Source organism: Ruegeria sp. SAZD013, assembly GCF_059612525.1.
The window spans coordinates 521,280-543,582 of record NZ_JBXWQT010000020.1 but is presented as its reverse complement, the minus strand read 5'-3'; the positions used below and the strand labels follow the sequence as shown (position 1 = coordinate 543,582).

Here is a 22,303-nt window from a genome sequence, read left to right as displayed (position 1 = left end):
CTTGGGCGGCAGCGTCAAGAGGACATACGGTTTCTGACGCCTCCAATTGACCGAGCGCCACACCAGATGGCGCAGAGCAGGGCGAGGCAGGGAAAAGAGGCGAAAGGCAGGAAATATGGGCGGATTTTTCGGAGGAATGGTCGCAGGGGCGATCGTTGTTTTGATCTTGGGTGCGGTCGTGTCGCTCAACACGCCGATGGTCAATACGCCGGTTGTTGCGACCGAAGCACCAGCGCCGACGATTTCAGAAACACCAGAGGCGCCTACTGAACTTGCCGAGGATGTTTCTGATGCCGATCTGGTGGAACTGGCCCCGCATGCGCCAGAAGCCGCCGATAATGCCAACGAAGATCTGGCCGATTTGTCCGGGTTGGAAGCGTCATCCGAGCCGCAGCCCGAGGTTGGCAAAGTGGCTGAGGCTCCGAACGAGCCCGCTGCACCGGTGGCGACCGAAGTGTCCGTCATGACTGAAGCCCCCGCTGCGCCGCCCGAGCCCAGCCAGGTTCCTGCAGTTCAGCAGGAACAGTCCGTGCCGGTTGTAATTGATGAAACCCCCACGCCGCCGACCGAGTCTGACACAACCGAGGTCGCAGTTCTTGAGCCCGAACCAAATCCGCTGCCACAGGTCGAGGCTGAACCACAAACAAAAGACACTACGACTGATAATTCACTTGAAAGCAGTCCGATTGCGGTGGAAGGGGATGAAGATACCTTGCCCCGTGAGCTTCCGCGTATTGCTGCGCTGCCTCAGATCGGGGGAGAACAGGAAGAAAGTGCCAGTTCGATTGTCGGAAAACGTATCCTGCCGTTGACGGAACGCGATGATGAGCCTGTTGCAGAACAGGCGATTTCCGAACAGCCATCTGCGGAAAAACCGATTGAACGTTTTGCTGCCAAGTTCGAGAACCCGGAATCTAAGCCGCTGATGTCGATCATTCTGATTGATGACGAAGGCGCATTCGGCGCCGAAGCGTTGCAGGATTTCCCTTACCCGATCAGCTTTGCCGTGAACCCGTCTGATCCGGATGCGGCGGAAAAGATGGAACGGCACCGCGCGGCTGGGTTCGAAGTTCTGGCCCTTGCGGACTTGCCCGAGGCAGCAAGCGCGCAGGATGCCGAAGTTTCCCTGTCCGTGTGGCTGGATACATTGCCTGAAACAGTGGGTATTCTGGAAGGCGTGAACAGCGGCATTCAGGGAAACCGCAAGCTGGCCGATCAGGTCGCGGCAATTGCTGCCGGAACCGGACGCGGGTTGATCACACAGGACAATGGGCTGAACACTGTCCAGAAGCTTGCGGTTCGCAATGGCATTCCGTCCAGCGTTGTGTTCCGCGATATCGATGGGGCGCGACAGGATCCCAGAATCATGCGCCGGTTCCTGGATCAGGCCGCGTTCCGGGCGGGTCAGGAAGGAACCGTTGTCATGCTGGGGCGGGTACGGCCAGAGACAATCTCAGCCCTTTTGCTGTGGGGTCTTGAAGATCGCGGGAACCGGGTGGCGATGGCGCCGATCTCGGCCGTCTTGATGAAACAGGTGCAGTGACAGTTTGAATCAGGCGGCGATCTCCTGATCAGCCGCCTTGTTCTTTAACCGTTGCCGTTTCCGGTGAACCGTGCGGCATCTTCCGCTGCGCGCCGAATGGCGTTTGACTTATGAACAGTCTCCATGAACTCGCCCTCGGGGTCGCTGTCATAGACAACACCGCCGCCAGCCTGAATATAGAGTTTCTGATCCTTCACGATGGCGGTGCGCAGGGCAATACACATGTCCATGTCACCGCCCGCACTGAAATAGCCGACACCTCCACCATAGACGCCGCGTTTTTCCGGCTCAAGCTCGTCAATGATCTCCATCGCGCGCACTTTTGGCGCGCCCGAGACCGTACCTGCGGGCATACCTGCAAAGAAGGCGTCCAGGGCATCCTTGTCTTCCGCCAGCTCACCCACCACGTTGGACACGATGTGCATCACATGGCTGTAGCGTTCGATGATGAACTCTTCGGTCGGGCGAACCGTACCGATTTTGGACACGCGGCCGGTATCATTGCGCCCGAGGTCCAGAAGCATGAGGTGTTCGGCCAGCTCTTTCTTATCGGCCAGCAGGTCAAGCTCGTTCGCTTTGTCTTCCTCGGGGGTCGCGCCACGGGGACGGGTGCCTGCAATCGGGCGAATGGTGACTTCGCTGCCGAACACACGCACCAGAATCTCGGGGCTGGCCCCAACGACCTGAAAACCGCCGAAGTTGAAGTAGAACATAAATGGCGAGGGGTTGGTGCGCCGCAGCGAACGATAAAGCGCAAAAGGCGGCAGCGGAAAATCCTGCGTCCAACGCTGAGCCGGAACAACTTGGAAGATATCGCCAGCGCGGATGTATTCCTTGGCCTTTTCAACCGCTTCCATATAGCCCGACTTGGTGAAGTTCGACACCGGTGCCGCAACTTCGCGCGCGTCGCCCAGATCACGGGTTTCGGCGGGCATCGCGCGTTCCAGATCGCGGACCGCATCCATCACACGCTCGGCCGCCTGTGCATAGGCAGCTTTGGCAGATTGACCGTCGCTTGCCCAGGTGGGTGAGACCACCGTCACCTCGCCTTTGACACCATCCAATACTGCGACAACAGACGGGCGCAACATGATCGCATCTGGCAGCCCCAGCGGATCGGGGTTCACGTCCGGCAGGTATTCGACCAGCCGGACCATGTCATAGCCCAGATAACCAAACAGCCCGGCGGCAGCCTGAGGCAGGTCGTCTGGCAGCTCAATACGGCTTTCTGCCAGTAACGCCCGCAGGTTGTCCATCGGATTGCCGTCCTGCGCGACAAAGGCGTCGGCGTCGAACCGTGCCGAACGATTCAACGCGGACGTTTCGCCGTGGCAGCGCCAGATCAGGTCCGGTTTCATGCCGATGATCGAATAGCGGCCACGCACTTCTCCGCCCGTAACCGACTCCAGCATGAACGCATCTTTCTGCGCGCCCGTCAGTTTGAGCATCAGCGACACGGGTGTGTCCAGATCGGCGGCGAGACGTGTGTAAACCACTTGGTTTTCGCCCGCTTCATAGGCGCGCGCGAAGGTATCGAAATCGGGTGTCAGGGCCATCTTGGTCTCGCTTAAAAGCTCGCCTGCACGGCGTTCAGCGCCTGCTGATCCACGACCGGGCGGGCGCGGGTCTGAGCGTCCCGTACGTATGCGTCAAAAATATTCTGCGACAGCGCCTGATCCATCTGCGCAGCCAGTGCGTCGCGCAACCGGCGCAGTTCGTCGGAATCCTCGGGAGGCAGAACCTCGTCCAGACGAACAAGCAAGGCTGCACCATTTCCACCAATGACGCGTAACTCACCGAGTTCCATCTGGAACACTTCGTTCATAAAACTGGCGGGAACGTCATCAAGAAACGCGGTACGTGTCAGTGCGTTTTCAATGCGGAAGGGCAGGCCAGTCGCAGCGAAGTCACCATCAGTGGCCAGTTGGCTCAGTGCGGCGTTTGCTTTGTCCAAAAGGGCTTTATTGGTCTCTGCCTGTACCCAGGCAGCGGCGACACGGTCGCGTGCGCTTTCCAGCGGTTCAGGGCGGCGTGGCAGAACGTCGTTCAGGCGCAAGGCAAAGATCGATCCGTCTTCGAGAAATGCGATTTCAGGGAAATCTCCCTCTTGCACGGCTTCGGCGGCCGCGCGGAACCCGTCATAGGCCGCTATGTCCTCGGCGCTGTCGCGGGTCCAGTCAATCTGACCCAGCTCCATTTCAGTTTCATTTGCCAATTCTTCCAGAGTCGCTCCACCAGCCAGCATGTCGTTGACATCTTCGGACTGCGCCTCGATCAGGCGGCGGGCGCGTTCTGTCGCCAGTTCTTCGCGCAGGGCCGGTTCGGCCTCCTCAAAGGGAACGCTGTTTGCAGCCAGGGATCCGTTGATACGGAACAGGGCGGGGCCAAATACCGATGGCAGAGGGCCGACAACGGCGTCAAGTTCTGCCGCGAACACGGCGTCGGCGGCTTCGCCCAGATCCTCACGCGTGAGGTCGCCCAGGTCGATATCCGAAAGCTCCAGATCACGGTCCCGAACCAGTTGTTCAAAAGTCGTGCCCCCGACCTCAAGCTGCGCCTTGGCGTCGTTGGCCGCTTGTTCATCCGGGAAATTCAGGCGCTCGACCAGACGGCGTTCTGGCTGATTATACTCTGCCGACCGCTCTTCAAAAAGTTTTCGCAGAGCCTCTTCGTCAACCTCAACCGTGTCCACCAACATGGCCGGAGACAGAATCGCATACGTCAGCTGTTTCGTGCGGGGCAGGGTGAACTGTTCAGCGTTTTCGTCATAGTAGGTCTGAATCTGCGCGTCAGTCGGTTCGGCCACGGGGGTTTCCAAAGCCTCGGCCCCTGCCGTCGCAACGGTAAAGCTGCGACGGGCACCAATATAGTTGGCCATTGTGTCTGTCACGGTGGCAGGCATTTCCACACCCCCCATGATCGCACCTTGAACGATCGTACGGGCGGATTCTTTGCGCAGGTCCGACTCGAACTCGGAATCCGTCATGCCGACCTGTTCAAGCTGAAAGCGGTATGCCTCACGGTCGAAATTGCCGTCTACGCCTTGAAAGGCCGGGACAGACACGATCTCTTTTTGCAGGTTCTCATCCCCAATGGAGATCCCGAGCTGGCTCACCTCATTGTCCAGTGCCGCCAAGGCTGTCAGGCGGGCAAGCGCGTTTCGATCCAGCCCCAGATCGCGCGCCTGCGACATTTGCAGGGGCTGACCCGATTGCGCCTCAACCGCGCGGATCTCGCGCTGCAACTCGCGGACAAAGTCATCGATCGAGATGCTTTCATCACCAACTTGCGCCACTGTACGGACTGTGCCGCTCAGGTTGACGGCGCCGAACCCCGCGAGCCCCAGCATCAGCATGCCCATCAGAATCCAGACAAAGGTTTTCGAAAGACTTTTAGCGCCTGCGGCCATGGTGCCCTCTTGTTATTACGGCAGCGTTCTGCCCTGTCGGTTGCCGCCTTGAATACGACGCACACCGCCGGGGGGCAAGCTTAGAAGGACAGGCCCTGCAACCGTTCGAACAATTGGCCCAAACCTGTGCGGTCGAGGTTGGCGAAGGCAATGCGCACTTGCCGTTTCCCGTCCGGGTGGTGATCGGGCATAAACATGGTACCGGGCAATAACAGAACACCGGCTTCACGCACCAAACGCCTGGCAAGTTCGTCGGACGGAATGTCAAACGGGTGCTCCAGATAGGCGAAATACGCCCCAAGTCCCAAAAGGCGCCAACCTTCGGCTTCCAGCGCGGGCATACCCTCAAGGATGGCAGCGCGACGGTCGAGTATTTCGTCGCGTTCGCCTGCCAGCCATTGCGACAAGTTTTGCATACCCCAAAGCGCGGCGAACTGTCCGATCTGACCGGGGCAAATGGCAACGGTGTCGAGAAACTTCTCGACCTCAGCCAGAAGTGCGGGGCCCGTTGCAATGGCACCGACCCTATGACCCGTCAGCCTGTATGCCTTGGAGAAGGAATACAGGTGGATCAGCGTCTGATCCCAGTCTGGTTGCTGGAACAAATCATGTGGCGGCCCGCTGCGACTGTCGAAGTCACGATAGGTTTCGTCGACGATCAGGTAAATCCCGGTTTCGCGCGCCAGCTCAAAGAAGGCGCGGACAAGGTCTGCCGGGTATTCAACGCCGCCGGGATTGTTGGGCGTGACCAGAGCAATTGCGCGTGTTTTGTCCGTTATCAGCGCCCGCGCGCGCTCCGGACCGGGCAGCAAATCGTCGCCGGTCTTCAGGTCCGCCGCCTGAACACCCGACATATCCAGCCACATTTTATGATTGAAATACCATGGGGTTGGTAGAATAACCTCATCCCCTTCACCGGTGATGGCCGATATCACTGCTGAAAACGCCTGATTGCATCCTGAGGTGATAGCAACCTGAGGTGCCTCGACCTTTGCCCCATAATGCGCGCTTATCTGCGCAGCCAGTTCCGTGCGAAGGTCGTCATTTCCCAGCACAGGGCCGTATAGGTGCGCATGGTCTTCGCGCACGGTAAATTCGGCTATAGCCTTGCGCAAGGCCAGTGGCGGCGGGTCAACCGGCGCCGCCTGGCTTACGTTGATCAACGGACGTTCGGGTGGGAACGAAACGCCCTCGACCCATCGGCGCGCTTCCATCACTGGCGGCGCGAATGTTGCGGCGGTACGGCTGAGCGTCATGTGCTGCCTACTGATCTGATTTCAATCGGTGCCCCGATAGGGCTCGACATATTGAAGGGCCATATCCCACGGGAAAAAGATCCACGTGTCCTGACTGACTTCGGTGATGAACGTATCCACCATTGGGCGTCCCTTGGGTTTGGCATAAACCGTCGCAAAATGCGCTTTTGGATACATCTCCCGAACCAGCTCCAATGTTTTTCCGCTGTCTACCAGATCGTCGATGATCAGAATTCCGGTTCCGTCACCCATAAGGTTGGTATCGGGTGCTTTCAGAACTTCCGCCTCACCCTGAGCTTGATGATGGTAGGATTTCACGCTGACCGTATCGACAGTACGAATATCCAGTTCCCGGCTGACGATCATCGCAGGGGCCATGCCGCCACGGGTGATCGCCACAACAGCACGCCAGCTGCCGTCATCGGGGCCTTGCCCATCCAGACGCCACGCCAATGCGCGCGAGTCGCGGTGGATCTGGTCCCAGCTGATGTGAAATCCTTTTTCGTGCGGCAGGCGGTCCTTAGCGCTCATGTTCTTAACCTTTTTCCACGTCTGGGGCGTCAACGGCCTTCATTCCGACAATATGGTAGCCCGAATCCACGTGCAGATTCTCACCGGTGACGCCGCTGCTGAGGTCTGACAACAGGTACAGGGCCGACTTGCCGACATCGTCGATGGTCACGTTGCGGCGCAGCGGAGAGTTGTATTCGTTCCATTTCATGATGTAGCGGAAATCGCCAATACCGCTGGCGGCCAGCGTTTTGATCGGACCGGCCGAAATCGCGTTCACGCGAATGCCGTCCTTGCCCAGGTCCTCCGCCAAATACTTGACCGACGCTTCCAAAGCGGCCTTGGCAACACCCATCACGTTATAGTGGGGCATCACCTGCTCGGCTCCGTAATAGGTCAGCGTTATGGCGCTGCCGCCTTCAGACATCATCTTTTCCGCGCGCTGCATAACTGCGGTGAACGAATAGACGGATACATCCATCGTCAGCGTAAAATTGGCCCGGCTGGTATCCACGTAGCGCCCACGCAGTTCGTTCTTGTCAGAAAAACCGATGGCGTGAACGACAAAGTCCAGCTTGCCCCATTTCTCTTCCAGTGCCGAGAAAAGCCCATCAATTGAAGCCTCATCGCTCACGTCGCAGGGCAGAACGATTTCGCTGCCCAGTTGCGCAGCCAGTGGGTCCACACGTTTCTTTAGGGCGTCACCCTGATAGGAAAAGGCAAGTTCAGCTCCGGCTTCGGACAAGGCGCGGGCGATTCCCCATGCGATAGATTTGTCATTGGCCAGTCCCATGATGAGGCCACGTTTGCCGGCCATCAACTGATTTGACATGTTTGGTTCTCCGCCTGTCTTCGCGTTAGATTGGCATGGTTTATGCCATTGGTAGCGCTGCATCAAGGCCGTGCGCTCTTGCTCGCAGCGGGTTCTCGCCTTAGGCTCGTCATTAATACTTTCCAGGGGATGGAAATGACCGAGCGTGATGGCATCTTTGCTGGCTCCGATCCGTTTGCAATAGCGGCCCGGTGGCTGGCTGAGGCTCAGGAAACCGAATTGAACGATCCGAATGCGATTGCGCTTGCAACCGTTGACCCGGACGGTTTGCCAAATGCACGCATGGTTCTGCTGAAGGAAATCGAAGCGGATTCATTTGTTTTCTATACAAACTACGAAAGCGCCAAAGCGAACGAGCTGGATACGTCCGAAAAAGCCGCATTTGTAATGCATTGGAAATCTTTGCGGCGTCAACTTCGTGTTCGTGGTACAGTATGTCGTGAAAACGGGCCCCAGGCTGATGCGTATTATGCATCGAGGTCACTGAAAAGCCGACTGGGTGCCTGGGCTTCAAAGCAGTCACAACCGCTTTCAAGTCGGACAGCTTTGATGGCAGAGGTCGCGAAAGTGACTGCTAAACTTGGGCCGAATCCACCTCGTCCTCCATTCTGGGGCGGGTACCGATTGACGCCGACAGAGATAGAATTCTGGGCCGATGGAGCGTTCCGCTTGCATGATCGGTTCAGATGGCAACGAATTGAGCCGGGATCGGCATGGCATGTTGAAAGGTTGAATCCATGACGTTCACGTGTCGTGAAATGCAACAAGCAGAAAGTAAACAACTTTTTCGGCTTGAAATTGTCTGCCAATCCCATAAACAACAGACCCTTAACGAACTGCTAAAATTCGCGATGGGAAAACCGTGCCTGAAGACCTGAACAACATGTATCGCGTCCGTGGACACGTAAAATGGTTCGATCCCGCCAAGGGATACGGCTTTGTTGTTTCTGACGAAGGCGGCCCGGATATTCTGTTGCATGTGAACGTATTGCGCAATTTCGGCCAAAGTTCCGTCGCGGACGGAGCAGGTATCGAGATCATGACACACCGCACGGACAGAGGTGTTCAGGCGGTTGAGGTTGTTGCAATCGACCCGCCGGCGCGCGCCGAGTCGATGATGTTGGCCGATTTCGCCGAGTTGGATGCGGACGCTATCGCAGAAGCCCCTCTGGAGGCCGCGCGGGTGAAGTGGTTCGACAAAGGCAAGGGCTTCGGGTTCGCAAATGTTTTCGGGCGCGGCGAAGACGTGTTCTTGCATATCGAAGTGTTGCGGCGCTCGGGGCTTGCTGACCTTCAGCCCGGAGAGGCGCTTGCGATGCGCGTAATTGACGGCAAACGTGGCCGAATGGCGGCGCAGGTTCTCGCCTGGGAAGCCGCGCTGGACGGCTGACCGTTCCATGACTCGTTTTCTGGTATTCTGGACGCTTCTGATCACGCTGTGGACGGGGGGGGCATTTGCTGCGTGCAGCGCCGACCATGTCACACTCCGAAACGACAGCGCGACAATCCGATTTGACGTGGAAATGGCAGTTACGCCACAGGAACGGTCAAGGGGTCTGATGTTTCGCGAGACGTTGCCGAATCGATCCGGTATGCTGTTTGTCTTCGACCCACCGCAACCCGTCGCGTTCTGGATGAAGAATACACTGATTCCGCTCGACATGATATTTCTGGACCGTACGGGCACAGTGACACATGTGCATGAGAGGGCGATTCCCGGCGATCTGACACCGATTGAAGGTGGGGATGCCGTTTTTGCGGTGCTGGAAATCAATGCCGGATTGTCTGCACGTTACTCTATCGGCGTCGGCACTCAGATGCAGCATGAAATTTTTTCGCAAGGTCCTGCGATTTGGCCCTGTTAGGGCTTTTCAAATCAGATTGTCATCGTTAGGAAGGCGCACGGTCCGGGGCGTGGCGCAGTCTGGTAGCGCACCTGTTTTGGGTACAGGGGGTCGTAGGTTCGAATCCTGCCGCCCCGACCACTTCCTTCACATTCTCATGTAGGCGTGCCGCCCATCGCCAGATACAACGAGCTGATCGCCTGATCCAGCACGTCACTTTCCAGTGGAACCTCAACGATTGCGCCGGTTTTCTGCGGCACTTTAAAGTACGATCGTGCGTCAACGCGATAGCCGGACCCTGTTTTTGACGATGTCAGGCGCATGACGCTCTGGGGCAGGTCCTGCGGAAATCCGTCATAGTTCAGAATCAAATAGGCAGCCGCTTTTGGGGGCAGATACTCGCTGCATTCAAAAGCCTGTTCGCCGATTTTCTCAAAGACCTTGCCGGGACCAGAACAACTGGTTTCGAATGCCTCAAATAACCTTTTGGGATGGGTTTCGAACAGCGCGCTACGTGACGGGGTGGGCGTTTCTTGTGGCGTGCAGGCCACGATACAGGCCAACGCGGGGATAAAGCGAAGCAACTTCATTCGTTTGGCCTTTCTCATTTCGAAGTGAACCTTTGGTCGTTCAGTGTGGGTTTGACAGACCCGGCGAAGCTGATTCCTTTGCAGCCTAACCAGCGAGGTGTTGGTTGATCAAATACAGATAACTATGCTGGTAAAAACGGTAATTCGAATTGAGACTTCGAGTCGTGACCGAAAATTTACCGCAGGCGAGCCTGTGGAGGAATCGTACCCAGAGTTTGACTCCTCTCATGTCTGGGTCTGGTCAACAAAAAAGATTTCAAATTTGGCTGAAAAAGGGCGTTGACCTTCTATGGCAATATACGTCAAATTGTATGAGCCGAAGAGATTGCCACAATATCTGGTGTTCAAGCCGGGACGGCAACAGGCGAGGGTCGGATAAGCACAGTCTATTAACGTGCAGCCGTTGTAACGGCTTTTTCGCTGTCCAAAGCAGCGTCCAGTACCTTTGCGCGCTTCTGTCGGCGTTGCGGGTGGTGCTCCGCAACTCAAAATGTAGTGCCGTGAACCGAAAATTAGGCGGAATTTAACTAGGGCTGCGGACATGAAGATTGAAAGAAAATTCACCAAACCAGATCAGGATGCCTATTCGGAACTGGATTTTGTGTCCGCGACATCTGAAATCCGAAATCCCGATGGAACCATTGTGTTCCGCCTGGAAGGGATCGAAGTTCCGTCAACCTGGTCGCAGGTGGCAAGCGACGTGATTGCCCAGAAGTACTTTCGCAAGGCTGGCGTCCCGTCCAAATTGATCAAAGTTAAGGAAAAAGACGTTCCCGAGTTCCTCTGGCGGTCGGTTCCCGCTGAAGATGCTGAGTTCGAGGGCGAAATTTCCTCAAAGCAGGTCTTTGATCGGCTGGCCGGTGCGTGGGCATACTGGGGGTGGAAAGGTGGCTACTTTTCGACCGAGGAGGATGCGCGCGCCTATTTCGACGAGATGCGGTACATGCTGGCGACTCAGCGCGCCGCGCCAAACAGCCCGCAATGGTTCAATACTGGCCTGCACTGGGCCTATGGAATCGACGGTCCGGCGCAAGGGCACCACTACGTCGACTATAAGACCGGCAAGCTGACCAAATCCAAATCCGCCTACGAGCATCCGCAGCCACATGCCTGCTTCATCCAGTCCGTCGATGATGATCTGGTGAACGAAGGCGGCATCATGGATCTATGGGTGCGCGAGGCACGGTTGTTCAAATACGGCTCGGGCACCGGAACCAATTTCAGCCATCTGCGTGCAGAAGGCGAGGCGCTGTCGGGTGGTGGCAAATCCTCGGGCCTGATGGGCTTTCTCAAGATCGGCGACCGCGCCGCCGGCGCAATCAAATCAGGCGGGACAACCCGTCGGGCAGCGAAGATGGTCATTGTCGATGCGGATCACCCCGATATCGAACAATTCATCGAATGGAAGGTAATCGAAGAGCAGAAAGTGGCCTCGATCGTTGCCGGATCGAAGATGCACGAAAAGATGCTGAACGGTATTTTCGAGGCCATTCGCTCTTGGGACGGTGCGGCCGAGGATGCCTATGATCCAAACAAGAACGAAGCGCTGAGAAAGGCGATCCGCGAGGCGAAAAAGGTCGCAATCCCCGAAACTTACATCAAACGCGTTCTGGATTACGCCAAGCAGGGCCACGACAGCATCGAGTTCCCGACCTATGATACAGACTGGGATTCGGAAGCCTATAGCTCGGTCTCGGGGCAGAATTCGAATAACTCGATCCGCGTGACCAACGGGTTTCTGACTGCTGTCGAGAAAGACGCGGACTGGCAGCTGATCAACCGCACCGATGGCAAAGTCGCAAAGACCGTCAAGGCGCGCGATCTTTGGGAAAAGGTTGGTCACGCCGCATGGGCTTGTGCTGATCCTGGCATCCAGTTCCACGACACGGTCAACGAATGGCACACGTGCCCTGAAGATGGTGAAATTCGCGGATCGAATCCGTGTTCGGAATACATGTTCCTGGATGACACGGCCTGTAACCTGGCCTCGATGAACCTGCTGACCTTCCTCAAGGACGGTGAGTTCCAGGCCGCCGATTACATGCACGCCTCGCGCCTATGGACGCTGACGCTGGAAATCTCGGTGACCATGGCGCAATTCCCGTCAAAGGAAATCGCGCAGCTGTCGTACGACTTCCGCACGCTGGGCCTTGGTTATGCCAACATTGGCGGCCTGTTGATGAACATGGGCTACAGCTATGACTCGGACGAGGGGCGGGCGATCTGCGGTGCGCTGACCGCGATCATGACCGGTGTGGCATATGCCACTTCAGCTGAAATTGCCGGTGAGCTTGGCCCGTTCAAGGGCTACAAGCGCAATGCCGAGCACATGCTGCGCGTCATCCGCAACCACCGCCGCGCGGCGCAGGGTGTGACTGAGGGGTACGAGAAACTGGCCGTCAAGCCGGTGCCTCTGGACCATGGCAACTGCCCCGACAAGCGTTTGGTCGATCTGGCCATGTCCGCTTGGGATGAGGCGCTGAGCCTTGGCGAGCAGAACGGTTACCGCAATGCACAGGCCACGGTGATTGCCCCCACAGGCACCATCGGTCTGGTGATGGATTGCGATACAACGGGTATCGAGCCCGATTTTGCGCTGGTCAAGTTCAAGAAACTGGCAGGCGGCGGTTACTTCAAGATCATCAACCGCTCGGTACCATCTGCGCTGGAAAAGCTGGGCTATTCCTCGTCGCAGATCGAAGAGATCGTATCCTACGCGGTCGGTCACGGCACAATCGGCAATGCGCCGGGGATCAACCACACCTCACTGACTGGCCACGGCTTTGGTGCCAATGAACTGGCCAAGGTGGACGCCGCGCTGGAAAGCGCCTTTGACATCCGGTTCGTCTTCAACCAATGGACATTGGGCGAAGATTTCTGCACCGGTGTTCTGGGCATTCCGGCGACCAAGCTGAATGACCCGACCTTTGATTTGTTGCGCCATCTGGGGTTCACCCGCGCGGATATCGACGCGGCCAACGACCACGTCTGCGGAACCATGACTCTGGAAGGTGCACCGCATCTGAAGGAAGAACACTACGCGATCTTCGACTGCGCCAACCCGTGCGGCAAGAAAGGCAAGCGTTTCCTTGGGGTTGACAGCCACATCACCATGATGGCAGCGGCACAAAGCTTTATCTCGGGTGCGATCAGCAAAACGATCAACATGCCGAATGATGCAACAATCGAAGACTGCCAGAAGGCCTATGAACTTAGCTGGTCGCTGGGTGTGAAAGCCAACGCGCTGTACCGTGACGGCTCGAAACTGTCTCAGCCCCTTGCGGCTGCGCTGGTCGAGGATGATGATGAGGCGGCCGAGGTGCTGGAAAGCGGCTCTGCTCAGGAAAAAGCCGTCGTTCTGGCCGAAAAGGTGATCGAGAAGGTTGTGGTCAAGGAAATTATCCGCAGTCATCGCGAGAAACTGCCGCATCGCCGAAAGGGGTATACACAGAAGGCCATCGTTGGCGGCCACAAGGTTTATCTGCGCACGGGTGAGTTCGAAGACGGTCAACTGGGCGAGATTTTCATCGACATGCACAAGGAAGGTGCTGGCTTCCGGGCGATGATGAACAACTTTGCCATCGCCGTGTCGGTCGGTCTGCAATATGGCGTGCCGCTGGAGGAATTTGTCGACGCCTTCACCTTTACCAAGTTCGAACCGGCAGGGATGGTGCAGGGCAACGACTCGATCAAGAACGCGACGTCGATCCTGGATTACATCTTCCGCGAACTGGCCGTGTCTTATCTGGACCGTACCGATCTGGCCCATGTGAAACCCGAGGGTGCTACCTTTGATGATCTGGGACGCGGTGAAGAGGAAGGCGTTTCCAACGTCTCGGAAATCAGTGAAACTGCGGCGTCCAAGTCGTTGGAAGTGTTAAAACAAATCAGTTCAACCGGGTATCTGCGCAAGCGTCTGCCGCAGGATCTGATGGTGTTCAACGGCAGTTATGGTGACGTGGCCGGTTTAGCAGAAACAGCAACTGTCTTTGAAGCGCCTGCCACCGAAACGGCAGTGGCAACAGGGATGGACGCCCGCACCAAAGCCAAGATGCAGGGCTATGAGGGCGACCCCTGCGGCGAGTGCGGAAACTACACGCTGGTACGAAACGGAACTTGCATGAAGTGCAACACCTGCGGCGCGACAAGCGGGTGTAGCTGAATTTAACGCCCTGGCACCCCGGGGCGTAGGGGTCGGACGCTGCCCTAAGTAACCGACCCCGACGAATACGGAGAACAGGTCTGTTACCGACTGACCATTCTCCACTCGGCCGACATGCCCGTGTTGGCCGGGAACAGGGTGGGGCGGAATATTTGCTCCTTCCCACTCTTTCACGGGGCGGGTGCGCTCGCCCCATGCGCAGTCCAGGCCGCAGGCAAAAAAACACCGGGCGGTCAACGAAATGAGCCTGGAAGGCGAAACTGACAGGGGGCTTCGGCCCCCTTTCTTTTTACCCGCCGAGTCGTCCCGGATAAGCGCCACATTGCCGGATTGAGGTGGTCCTGTCGGGCAAGAGCCGCCGATACAGGTTTTGCCGCCTTCTTCAGGCGGAGGGCCGCAAACCCGACTCGGGCAAACACGCGAAGATTGGCGTGAAATCACGAAGTTCTACCAAAGCGCGTGACGCGCCGGGGTGTCCATGTGCTTCTGGGCGCTGTCCGGACGTAAACACAAACACACCTTTCAGGAGGCACTGAAATGAAATCGCATTATTTGATCGGGCTTTCCGTGGCCGTTCTGGGCTTACCCGGCGTTGCTTCGGCCCAATCCTCAGCCGATACCAACGGTGATGGTCTTTTGACCATCGAGGAAATTCAGGCAGTCGTACCGGAAATCAACGCTGACACTTTCTCGGCCATGGATGCCAATGGTGACGGAGCGTTGGATGCAGACGAGGTCGCGATCGCGCAGGAGGCAGGATTGCTGCCGCCCAGCGACGGGTAGGCATCGAATGAACAGGCGGCCCGATCCATTTCGGGCCGCCTTTTCCATCACCTTAGGCGGGAAGATGGATTTTGAATTTTTTCCGAATCTCGGCGTCCAGAACCGGGTCGAACCTTGCAGGGGAAGGGGTGGAAAGGATTTCCTCTTTCCGGGCTACGGCTTTTTCCACCAGATCGGGCTTGCCAAGCTCCACCCACTCTTTCGGCGAGGAGCGATCTCCGAATGTTGGATAGACGTAATCTGACTGCATCCGGCTCAGCGTTGCGTCAGTTCCCAGATAGTGGCCTGGGCCGCCCATGCATACCGCCGCCATTTGATCCAGTGCCAGCGTGTCATCCGTCACCTCGATCCCGCGTACACAGCGTTGCGCCTGTCCGATCAGATCATCGCTGAGGATAAGGCTTTCCAGGCAGAACCCCAGCAACGAGGCATGCATCCCGGCCGCCTCATACACCATGTTCAGACCGGACAGACCTGCCATGACGTTCGAACACATCTGTTCCCAGCCGGCCTGCATATCGGGCAGTTTCGAATCCGATGCGCCAGCCGCAGCTCCGCCCGGCAAGTCATAGAACCGGTGCATCTGGGCGCATCCGGCAGTCAGAAGGGCCTGTTCCCCTGAACCAATCGACATGGCACCGGTCCGCAGGTCCAGACCAAAGGGCCAGGTGCCGAAAATCGCCGGGGCACCGGGACTTACGGCATTAACATAAACCAATCCCGCCAGGCATTCCGCAGTTGCTTGCGTGATCGCACCGGCGATGGTCGACGGCGCTGTGGCACCGGCCATACCGGCAGATAGCAACAAGACAGGCATACCGGCCTTGATGCATGCTTCCATCACTTCGCAGCTTTCGGTTGCGAATTTCATTGGAGGAACAACAAAGCAGTTCGAGTTCGAAACGAAGGGGCGCTCGCGAAATTTGTTTTCACCGCCCGCAATCATATAGATCATCTCCATCGCCGGTGCGACGTGGCTTGGTTCGGTGAAGGATGTCCCGACATGTTTGAAGGACCCAGAACAACAGGCGTAAATTGTGTTGAGGTCCATTTCGAGGTTGTCCGCGATGTCACGACAGACCATTGGCCGCTGCACAAAGTGAATGTTATCAAGATGTTGGCAGATTCGCGCGGCATCGTGCAGATCTTGCACGGTGGAATGGCGATATTCCCGACCGTGGACGTCGACCATGGACACGGCGGCCCCGGCCGTACCGTAGTGCACTTTGGTGCCCGACAATTCCAGATCGGTGTTTCCATCCCGGCTGTACAAAGTGACTGAGCGGTTCGCCTTAGCAATCGTGTCCTCGACAAGGGCACGAGGGAAACGGATACGGCCATCGTCACCCAAGGTGCAGCCCGCACCGACCAGATAGTCAATGCCACTTTGCGGGGCATCCGCCAAGCCAATGGTTTCAAGCGCGGTAAGTGCTGCTTCGTGGATGCGTTCGATCTGCGCCTGTGTCAGTACATTCAGGACGCCGCCTTCCATTCCGGGGCGGACAGGTCGCAGGTGCTCAGGCAGTGCGGTTGCACGGGCAGCACGGCGCGCGGCGCGGCCGCCACTGCGCGAAGAATTGCGGGGTTGGTCGTTCATTTCAAGAATCCGGTCGTTGAGTGATGTCTTAAGGTGTCTGCAAGCACACCTTTACGGCCGTCCTCGTGCGGCGCGGCCACGATCCGCCCCAATGGTGCGGCTGATCAGGCTGATTTTCCAGTCATCGTCTGCCATTTTGCCCCTCAACGTCTTGCGCGACAATTCCAAAACGCGGCGACACAATCTGTTCTATTTGCGACCTTTGATGATTATTCATATGGACAATTCTCACGGCTTATGGGGTCAGAGAACCAAACGCCGAGATTTTCGCCCGTTTTGGAAGAAATCTGTTATACTGCATTCACTTACTTCCAAGGTCTGCTGCGCGGAGTTGAATTATGAGCAGCAGGTCACAGATTGAATTGAAGTCATGCCTCTGATCGAAACCAGAGCGGTGTTGCATTGAACCCGACTATGAACCTTATTTCCGTCCTTGTTGTTGCGATATTTATCGCCGTCGCTAACCCTGTTGCGGCGGAGGATTGGACTGGCGGGTATGCCGGTTTCAGTTTTGGATTTGCAGATGCCGATGGTCCGGGTGGTGCGAATGGCGATGATACGGCCTTTGGTGCGCATCTGGGCTATGACCGGGACTTTGGGAATTTCGTTCTGGGCGGTGAGTTGGAGTATAATCGGCTGTCCCTGAACCTCGGACAGTCTCAGGGCAGTCTCGACAGCATGACCAGCTTGAAATTGCGTGGTGGATATGATTTCGGTAACGCTCTGGGGTACGTGGTCGTAGGCGCAGCGCGGGCTGATACATCGCTCGACAGTGACACAGCCGCGGTTTACGGAATCGGATTGGCCTATCCGATTGGCGAGAATTTCGTCATCAGCGGTGAAGCACTGCGGCAGAATTTCGACGATGTCACCCGGTCCAGCGGCAGTCTGGACACCAATGTTTTCAACCTGCGTACGACGTTTCGGTTTTGAATGCGGCTATTCAGCCGCGTGTCGCTTGGCGAGCTGCGCTGAAAACATGCACAGGGTTCTCAAGGCACTGACAAATTTCTCATCATCCACGGTCATGGCAACCCGAATGTGCCCCGCTGCGGCTTTGCCAAAGCTTTCGCCCGGCATGACCGCAATCGCATGAGTGTCCAAAAGGGCGTTCGCAAACCCTTCACTCGTCAACCCGGTCGCCCGTACATCCAGCATCAGATACATAGAACCCTGCGCCGGGACGAGCCCCACTGTGTTCTGTGCCGCTAATACGTCCATCGCCAATGAACGGCGGCGACGGAATGGCGCGGCGATCTTGTTTTCAAGTTCGTGTCCTGCGGTCAGTGCAAAGCTGGCCGCGTCCTGAATGAACCCCGGTACGCCATAGGTTGTATGAGTAGCCAGATCTATCAGGTGACGGATCACGTATTCAGGACCAACGATCCACCCGCATCGGGACCCGGTCATGGCATGAGATTTGGACATTGATCCAACAACCAAGGTACGGTCGGCCATTCCGGGCAGCACGCGGGCGGACAGGTGCTCGCCCTCCCAGATCTGGGTGTCATAGACTTCGTCTGATATCAGCCACAGGTCACGGCGTTGGCAAACATCGGCAATGGCTTCAAGTGACTGACGGGAATACACCACTCCGGTCGGGTTGTTCGGTGTGTTGATCAACAGCGAAACCGCGCCTTCCGCGGCTGCATCAATCAATTCGGCGCGCGGTTGAAATGCATCCTCTGCAGCGGTCCGAACAGCGCGGGCAATGGCCCCGGCACCGCGAATCGTCCCGGGATAGGTGGCATAATACGGGTCAAGAAACAGCCCGGTGTCGCCGGGATCGCACACAGCCATATGCGACGCGAACAGGGCGGACTGCCCACCGGGCGTGACCAGTACATTGTTGCGCGTCGTTGGAATACCTGTGCGGGACTGAACCCGGGCAGCAACCGTATCACGCAGCAAATCTGTTCCGGGCACAGTGGCATAACCGGTGTGACCGTTGCGGGCCGACAGGCCCATAGCGTGCAGGATCGACGGGTCGGTACGAACGTCATGCTCGCCGATTGTCAATTCTGTCACGGCATGCCCATCATTCAGCATCCGTCGGGCGCGGTTGAACACCTCCCACCCGTCGCTGCCGCCGGTGATCTGCGTGATGCGCTTGGACAATTCCATGACAAGGGCCCCGGTTACTCTGCGCTGAATGGGACAGAGCGGCAGGCGTTTGTCAATCAGCTTCGCGGCGCTATCGAGGCCTGAAGTTTTTTGGTCAATGATGCGCGGACAAGGTCATAGGACGCAGTCAAACGATGGCGCATTTCGTCAGCGCCGGTTTCAAACGGAAGACGCACCCAGCTGCGGTGGAAATAGGGGGCTTTTACGCCGATCCCGGCGTCAATCAGCATCTGCGCCGTCTCGATATCGGGCGTTTTGACGGAAACACCATCATTTGCGATTCCGATACAGGCGAACATCTTGCCACCAATTTTCCAGGCGTCATGGCCACCGCCCCAGGGATCGGACAGTTCAGCGCCGGGAAGCGTTTTGCAGATGGAAGTGACGAAATTTCGGTCCATGTTTGGCACTGTGCCCAACGGGGGTGGCAAACTCAACACTTGGCTTGCGAATGATCCCATGCTAACCGATGTCCCATGAACCCGGTGACCTGCATCATTATCTGCTGCATTACCTGCTGATTTATCAAGCGGGCCGGTTTCTTTCGTTTTCATCCCTGAGACAAGTTGCTAAGCCCGCGCCAACGCGCAAGCCTTTGCTGTTTCTTAGGAGCCCGACCGATGACGACGATCAAGCTGCACAACACACGGACGCGGACGAAGGAAGACTTCGTACCGATCGATCCTGAAAACGTGCGGATGTATGTCTGTGGCCCAACGGTCTATGACCGCGCCCATTTGGGTAATGCCCGTCCGGTGGTTGTGTTCGATGTGCTCTATCGCCTTTTGCGCTACGTCTATGGCGCAAAGCATGTGACCTATGTGCGCAACTTCACCGATGTGGACGACAAGATCAATGCGACGGCGCTGGCGCGCAAGCAGGCTGGTGCAGAAGGCACGCTGGAACAATTGGTGCAGGAGCGGTCGGACGAGACCATCGACTGGTACTTGCACGACATGGGGGCGTTGGGAGCGTTGGAACCCAACCAGATGCCGCGCGCGACCCAGTATATCGCCCAGATGATCGCGATGATCGAAGACCTGATCGCCAAGGGCCACGCCTATGCCGCCGAAGGCCATGTTCTGTTCGCGGTCGACAGCTGGAAAGAAAGCTATGGCAAGCTGTCTGGCCGGTCGGTCGATGACATGATCGCAGGTGCGCGGGTCGAGGTGGCACCATACAAGAAAAACCCGATGGATTTCGTGTTGTGGAAGCCTTCGACCGATGAACTGCCGGGCTGGGACAGCCCATGGGGCAGGGGACGTCCGGGCTGGCACATCGAATGCTCAGCCATGAGCTATGAACTGCTGGGTGAGAGCTTTGATATCCATGGTGGTGGCAACGACCTGATGTTCCCGCATCATGAGAACGAGATCGCCCAAAGCAAATGCGCGCACCCGCATGGCGAATTCGCGCGGGTCTGGCTGCATAACGAGATGCTGCAGGTTGAAGGAAAGAAAATGTCCAAATCGCTGGGCAATTTCTTTACCGTGCACGATCTGTTGGAGCAGGGCGTGCCGGGTGAAGTGATCCGCTTCGTCTTTCTTCAGACGCATTATCGCAAGCCGATGGACTGGACCGAGAAAAAGGCCCATGAGGCCGAGGCGACGCTGCGCAAATGGCGGGCGCTGACAGCAGGTATCGAACCTGCCGCCAGTGCGGCACCTGAAGTCATCGCAGCACTAAGTGACGATCTGAATACGGCAGGTGCCATGAGCGAGCTTTACCGCCTGGCTTCAGATGGTGACGCCGCAGGCCTGTTGGCAAGTTCGCAACAGCTGGGTTTGCTTTTGTCTGAGATGGGCGACTGGGCCGATACCGCATCTTTCGACCTGACCGCCCATGCGGACCGTTTGGCGAAAGCACGAGCCACCGCGATGCAAAGCAAGGACTTCTCGGAAGTTGATCGCTTGAAGGCAGCATATGTAGCGGCGGGGCTTGAGGTTCGAATGAGCAAGGAAGGTGTCGAACTGGTGCCGGGCGCCGGTTTTGATGCTGCCAAGCTGGAGGAGGTCTGATGACCAAGGAACGCCTCTACCTTTACGACACAACCCTGCGCGATGGGCAGCAAACGCAGGGCGTGCAGTTCTCGACCGCAGAAAAAGTGCAGATCGCGCAGGCGCTGGACGCATTGGGCGTGGATTACATCGAAGGCGGTTGGCCCGGCGCCAACCCGACCGATAGCGCGTTTTTCGAGGTGGCTCCGAAAACCGCGGCCCGGTTGACGGCATTCGGCATGACCAAACGCGCAGGACGATCAGCCGAGAATGACGATGTGCTGGCTGCGGTGATGAATGCGGGAACGCAGGCTGTTTGTCTGGTCGGCAAGTCGCATGATTATCACGTCACCCACGCGCTTGGCATTTCACTGGAAGAAAACACGGAAAACGTGCGCGCCTCGGTCGCGCATATCGTCGCGCAGGGGCGTGAAGCGCTGTTTGATGCGGAACATTTCTTTGATGGCTACAAGGACAATCCGGAATATGCCGTGGATGTATGTCGCGCAGCGCTTGAGGCTGGCGCGCGGTGGGTTGTCCTGTGCGACACAAATGGTGGCGCTTTGCCGTCCGAGGTCGGGCGGATTGTATCCGAGGTGATCGCAGCCGGGCTGCCCGGTGATCGGCTGGGCATTCACACCCATAACGATACCGAAAACGCCGTTGCCTGTTCTCTGGCTGCTGTTGAGGCCGGTGCACGGCAAATTCAGGGCACATTGAATGGTTTGGGCGAGCGTTGCGGCAATGCAAATCTGACCGCTTTGATCCCGACGCTGTTGCTGAAGGAACCCTATGCGTCGCAGTTTGATATTGGTGTCAGCCGTGAGGCTTTGGCTGGTTTGACCCGGATCAGCCGGATGCTGGATGATGTTCTGAATCGGGTGCCCAGCAAGCAGGCGGCTTATGTCGGGGCGTCGGCTTTTGCGCATAAGGCCGGGCTGCACGCCAGCGCGATCCTCAAGGATCCATCGACATATGAGCATGTGGAACCCGCAAGCGTCGGGAACTCGCGTATCATTCCGATGTCGAACCAAGCTGGCCAGTCAAACCTGCGTAAGCGTTTGACCGAGGCCGGTTTGCGTGTTGAGGCAGGTGACCCGGCACTTGGCCGCATCCTTGACCAGATAAAAGCCCGCGAGGCTGACGGATATTCCTATGACACCGCTCAGGCCAGTTTTGAACTGCTGGCGCGGGAAGAGCTGGGTCAATTGCCCGAGTTCTTCGAGGTCAAGCGTTACAAAGTCACCGTTGAACGGCGTAAGAACAAATACAACAAGATGGTCAGCCTGTCCGAGGCCGTTGTTGTCGTAAGAGTGGATGGCGAAAAGAAGCTGTCTGTCAGCGAATCCATGGACGAGTCAGGCAGCGACAGGGGGCCGGTGAACGCGCTGGCCAAAGCCTTGGCCAAGGACCTGGGCCAGTATTCGCAGGTACTGTCAGATATGCGTCTGGTCGACTTCAAGGTGCGGATTACGCAAGGCGGCACCGAAGCGGTCACGCGTGTCATCATTGACAGCGAAGACGGGCAGGGGCGGCGCTGGTCTACCGTGGGCGTCAGCGCGAACATAGTCGATGCGTCTTTCGAGGCGCTTCTGGATGCGATTCAGTGGAAATTGGTGCGCGATTGTGATCCGAAAAAGGCAGCAGCCGAGTGAG

The 22,303-nt window shown here is 57.4% G+C and carries 18 protein-coding genes and 1 tRNA gene; 10 read left to right on the top strand and 9 right to left on the bottom strand.

Features of this window, described 5'->3' with window-relative positions; all coding sequences use genetic code 11:
- Positions 1-115 precede the first annotated feature (115 nt).
- On the top strand, positions 116-1,543 hold the full coding sequence (locus tag AC2FLU_RS08905) for a divergent polysaccharide deacetylase family protein (RefSeq protein WP_496808773.1): 1,428 nt from the start codon (positions 116-118) through the stop codon (positions 1,541-1,543).
- Positions 1,544-1,587: 44 nt separating this feature from the next.
- Here the strand turns inward: AC2FLU_RS08905 and trpE are convergent, their stop codons facing one another.
- The 5 genes from trpE to fabI all read right to left on the bottom strand — a co-directional run bounded on the left by trpE (position 1,588) and on the right by fabI (position 7,550).
- Complete coding sequence (trpE, locus tag AC2FLU_RS08900; protein WP_496808774.1) at positions 1,588-3,099, bottom strand: anthranilate synthase component I; 1,512 nt, start codon at positions 3,097-3,099, stop codon at positions 1,588-1,590.
- A gap of 11 nt (positions 3,100-3,110) precedes the next feature.
- The gene (locus tag AC2FLU_RS08895; protein WP_480624429.1) at positions 3,111-4,952 is read right to left on the bottom strand and encodes a SurA N-terminal domain-containing protein; all 1,842 of its coding nucleotides are present in this window, start codon (positions 4,950-4,952) and stop codon (positions 3,111-3,113) included.
- Positions 4,953-5,032: 80 nt separating this feature from the next.
- Positions 5,033-6,208, bottom strand: coding sequence for an aminotransferase (locus AC2FLU_RS08890; protein WP_496808775.1), 1,176 nt, complete (start codon positions 6,206-6,208; stop codon positions 5,033-5,035).
- A 21-nt stretch (positions 6,209-6,229) separates the two neighbouring features.
- On the bottom strand, positions 6,230-6,739 hold the full coding sequence (gpt, locus tag AC2FLU_RS08885; protein ID WP_480517147.1) for a xanthine phosphoribosyltransferase: 510 nt from the start codon (positions 6,737-6,739) through the stop codon (positions 6,230-6,232).
- A gap of 4 nt (positions 6,740-6,743) precedes the next feature.
- A complete protein-coding gene (gene fabI / locus AC2FLU_RS08880; RefSeq protein ID WP_480553605.1) occupies positions 6,744-7,550 on the bottom strand; it encodes an enoyl-ACP reductase FabI in 807 nt (268 codons plus the stop codon).
- A 135-nt stretch (positions 7,551-7,685) separates the two neighbouring features.
- Between fabI and pdxH the strand changes: the two genes are divergently transcribed.
- The 4 genes from pdxH (at position 7,686) to AC2FLU_RS08860 (ending at position 9,535) form a co-directional block, all read left to right on the top strand.
- The gene (gene pdxH / locus AC2FLU_RS08875) at positions 7,686-8,291 is read left to right on the top strand and encodes a pyridoxamine 5'-phosphate oxidase (protein ID WP_480517750.1); all 606 of its coding nucleotides are present in this window, start codon (positions 7,686-7,688) and stop codon (positions 8,289-8,291) included.
- A 142-nt stretch (positions 8,292-8,433) separates the two neighbouring features.
- Positions 8,434-8,940 carry a cold-shock protein gene (locus tag AC2FLU_RS08870; protein ID WP_496714378.1) on the top strand — a complete coding sequence of 169 codons (507 nt, stop codon included), beginning with the start codon at positions 8,434-8,436 and terminating at the stop codon, positions 8,938-8,940.
- 7 nt (positions 8,941-8,947) lie between these two features.
- Positions 8,948-9,415, top strand: a complete 468-nt coding sequence (locus AC2FLU_RS08865) for a DUF192 domain-containing protein (RefSeq protein ID WP_480553603.1) — start codon at positions 8,948-8,950, stop codon at positions 9,413-9,415.
- Between the two features lie 43 nt (positions 9,416-9,458).
- Positions 9,459-9,535, top strand: a tRNA-Pro gene (locus tag AC2FLU_RS08860).
- Positions 9,536-9,549: 14 nt separating this feature from the next.
- Here AC2FLU_RS08860 and AC2FLU_RS08855 read toward each other — a convergent pair.
- Positions 9,550-9,984, bottom strand: a complete 435-nt coding sequence (locus AC2FLU_RS08855) for a hypothetical protein (RefSeq protein WP_480553601.1) — start codon at positions 9,982-9,984, stop codon at positions 9,550-9,552.
- Between the two features lie 541 nt (positions 9,985-10,525).
- On the opposite strand from AC2FLU_RS08855, the gene AC2FLU_RS08850 reads away from it, so the two are divergent.
- Complete coding sequence (locus tag AC2FLU_RS08850) at positions 10,526-14,146, top strand: vitamin B12-dependent ribonucleotide reductase (protein WP_496808776.1); 3,621 nt, start codon at positions 10,526-10,528, stop codon at positions 14,144-14,146.
- Between the two features lie 537 nt (positions 14,147-14,683).
- The gene (locus AC2FLU_RS08845) at positions 14,684-14,929 is read left to right on the top strand and encodes an EF-hand domain-containing protein (protein ID WP_480472945.1); all 246 of its coding nucleotides are present in this window, start codon (positions 14,684-14,686) and stop codon (positions 14,927-14,929) included.
- 52 nt (positions 14,930-14,981) lie between these two features.
- On the opposite strand, the gene AC2FLU_RS08840 is transcribed toward AC2FLU_RS08845, so the two are convergent.
- Complete coding sequence (locus AC2FLU_RS08840) at positions 14,982-16,526, bottom strand: trimethylamine methyltransferase family protein (protein ID WP_480553597.1); 1,545 nt, start codon at positions 16,524-16,526, stop codon at positions 14,982-14,984.
- A gap of 414 nt (positions 16,527-16,940) precedes the next feature.
- Between AC2FLU_RS08840 and AC2FLU_RS08835 the strand changes: the two genes are divergently transcribed.
- Entirely contained in the window at positions 16,941-17,459 is a 519-nt protein-coding gene (locus tag AC2FLU_RS08835; RefSeq protein ID WP_496811943.1) for an outer membrane protein, read from the top strand.
- A gap of 6 nt (positions 17,460-17,465) precedes the next feature.
- Here the strand turns inward: AC2FLU_RS08835 and AC2FLU_RS08830 are convergent, their stop codons facing one another.
- On the bottom strand, positions 17,466-18,650 hold the full coding sequence (locus tag AC2FLU_RS08830; RefSeq protein WP_496811942.1) for a pyridoxal phosphate-dependent aminotransferase: 1,185 nt from the start codon (positions 18,648-18,650) through the stop codon (positions 17,466-17,468).
- Positions 18,651-18,706: 56 nt separating this feature from the next.
- On the bottom strand, positions 18,707-19,051 hold the full coding sequence (locus tag AC2FLU_RS08825) for an MmcQ/YjbR family DNA-binding protein (protein ID WP_496811941.1): 345 nt from the start codon (positions 19,049-19,051) through the stop codon (positions 18,707-18,709).
- Between the two features lie 219 nt (positions 19,052-19,270).
- Between AC2FLU_RS08825 and cysS the strand changes: the two genes are divergently transcribed.
- Together cysS and cimA are read left to right on the top strand one after the other, a co-directional pair.
- The gene (gene cysS / locus AC2FLU_RS08820; protein ID WP_480553589.1) at positions 19,271-20,668 is read left to right on the top strand and encodes a cysteine--tRNA ligase; all 1,398 of its coding nucleotides are present in this window, start codon (positions 19,271-19,273) and stop codon (positions 20,666-20,668) included.
- Positions 20,668-22,302, top strand: coding sequence for a citramalate synthase (gene cimA, locus AC2FLU_RS08815; RefSeq protein WP_480517130.1), 1,635 nt, complete (start codon positions 20,668-20,670; stop codon positions 22,300-22,302). The genes cysS and cimA overlap by 1 nt, the downstream gene beginning before the upstream one ends.
- The last annotated feature ends 1 nt before the right edge of the window (position 22,303 follow it).

Bases quoted from the DNA above. Each gene is read 5' to 3' on its own strand.
- AC2FLU_RS08905 (WP_496808773.1), top strand. From the start codon at position 116: ATGGGCGGATTTTTCGGAGGAATGGTCGCAGGGGCGATCGTTGTTTTG.
- trpE (WP_496808774.1), bottom strand. From the start codon at position 3,099: ATGGCCCTGACACCCGATTTCGATACCTTCGCGCGCGCCTATGAAGCG.
- AC2FLU_RS08895 (WP_480624429.1), bottom strand. From the start codon at position 4,952: ATGGCCGCAGGCGCTAAAAGTCTTTCGAAAACCTTTGTCTGGATTCTG.
- AC2FLU_RS08890 (WP_496808775.1), bottom strand. From the start codon at position 6,208: ATGACGCTCAGCCGTACCGCCGCAACATTCGCGCCGCCAGTGATGGAA.
- gpt (WP_480517147.1), bottom strand. From the start codon at position 6,739: ATGAGCGCTAAGGACCGCCTGCCGCACGAAAAAGGATTTCACATCAGC.
- fabI (WP_480553605.1), bottom strand. From the start codon at position 7,550: ATGTCAAATCAGTTGATGGCCGGCAAACGTGGCCTCATCATGGGACTG.
- pdxH (WP_480517750.1), top strand. From the start codon at position 7,686: ATGACCGAGCGTGATGGCATCTTTGCTGGCTCCGATCCGTTTGCAATA.
- AC2FLU_RS08870 (WP_496714378.1), top strand. From the start codon at position 8,434: ATGTATCGCGTCCGTGGACACGTAAAATGGTTCGATCCCGCCAAGGGA.
- AC2FLU_RS08865 (WP_480553603.1), top strand. From the start codon at position 8,948: ATGACTCGTTTTCTGGTATTCTGGACGCTTCTGATCACGCTGTGGACG.
- AC2FLU_RS08855 (WP_480553601.1), bottom strand. From the start codon at position 9,984: ATGAAGTTGCTTCGCTTTATCCCCGCGTTGGCCTGTATCGTGGCCTGC.
- AC2FLU_RS08850 (WP_496808776.1), top strand. From the start codon at position 10,526: ATGAAGATTGAAAGAAAATTCACCAAACCAGATCAGGATGCCTATTCG.
- AC2FLU_RS08845 (WP_480472945.1), top strand. From the start codon at position 14,684: ATGAAATCGCATTATTTGATCGGGCTTTCCGTGGCCGTTCTGGGCTTA.
- AC2FLU_RS08840 (WP_480553597.1), bottom strand. From the start codon at position 16,526: ATGAACGACCAACCCCGCAATTCTTCGCGCAGTGGCGGCCGCGCCGCG.
- AC2FLU_RS08835 (WP_496811943.1), top strand. From the start codon at position 16,941: ATGAACCTTATTTCCGTCCTTGTTGTTGCGATATTTATCGCCGTCGCT.
- AC2FLU_RS08830 (WP_496811942.1), bottom strand. From the start codon at position 18,650: ATGGAATTGTCCAAGCGCATCACGCAGATCACCGGCGGCAGCGACGGG.
- AC2FLU_RS08825 (WP_496811941.1), bottom strand. From the start codon at position 19,051: ATGGACCGAAATTTCGTCACTTCCATCTGCAAAACGCTTCCCGGCGCT.
- cysS (WP_480553589.1), top strand. From the start codon at position 19,271: ATGACGACGATCAAGCTGCACAACACACGGACGCGGACGAAGGAAGAC.
- cimA (WP_480517130.1), top strand. From the start codon at position 20,668: ATGACCAAGGAACGCCTCTACCTTTACGACACAACCCTGCGCGATGGG.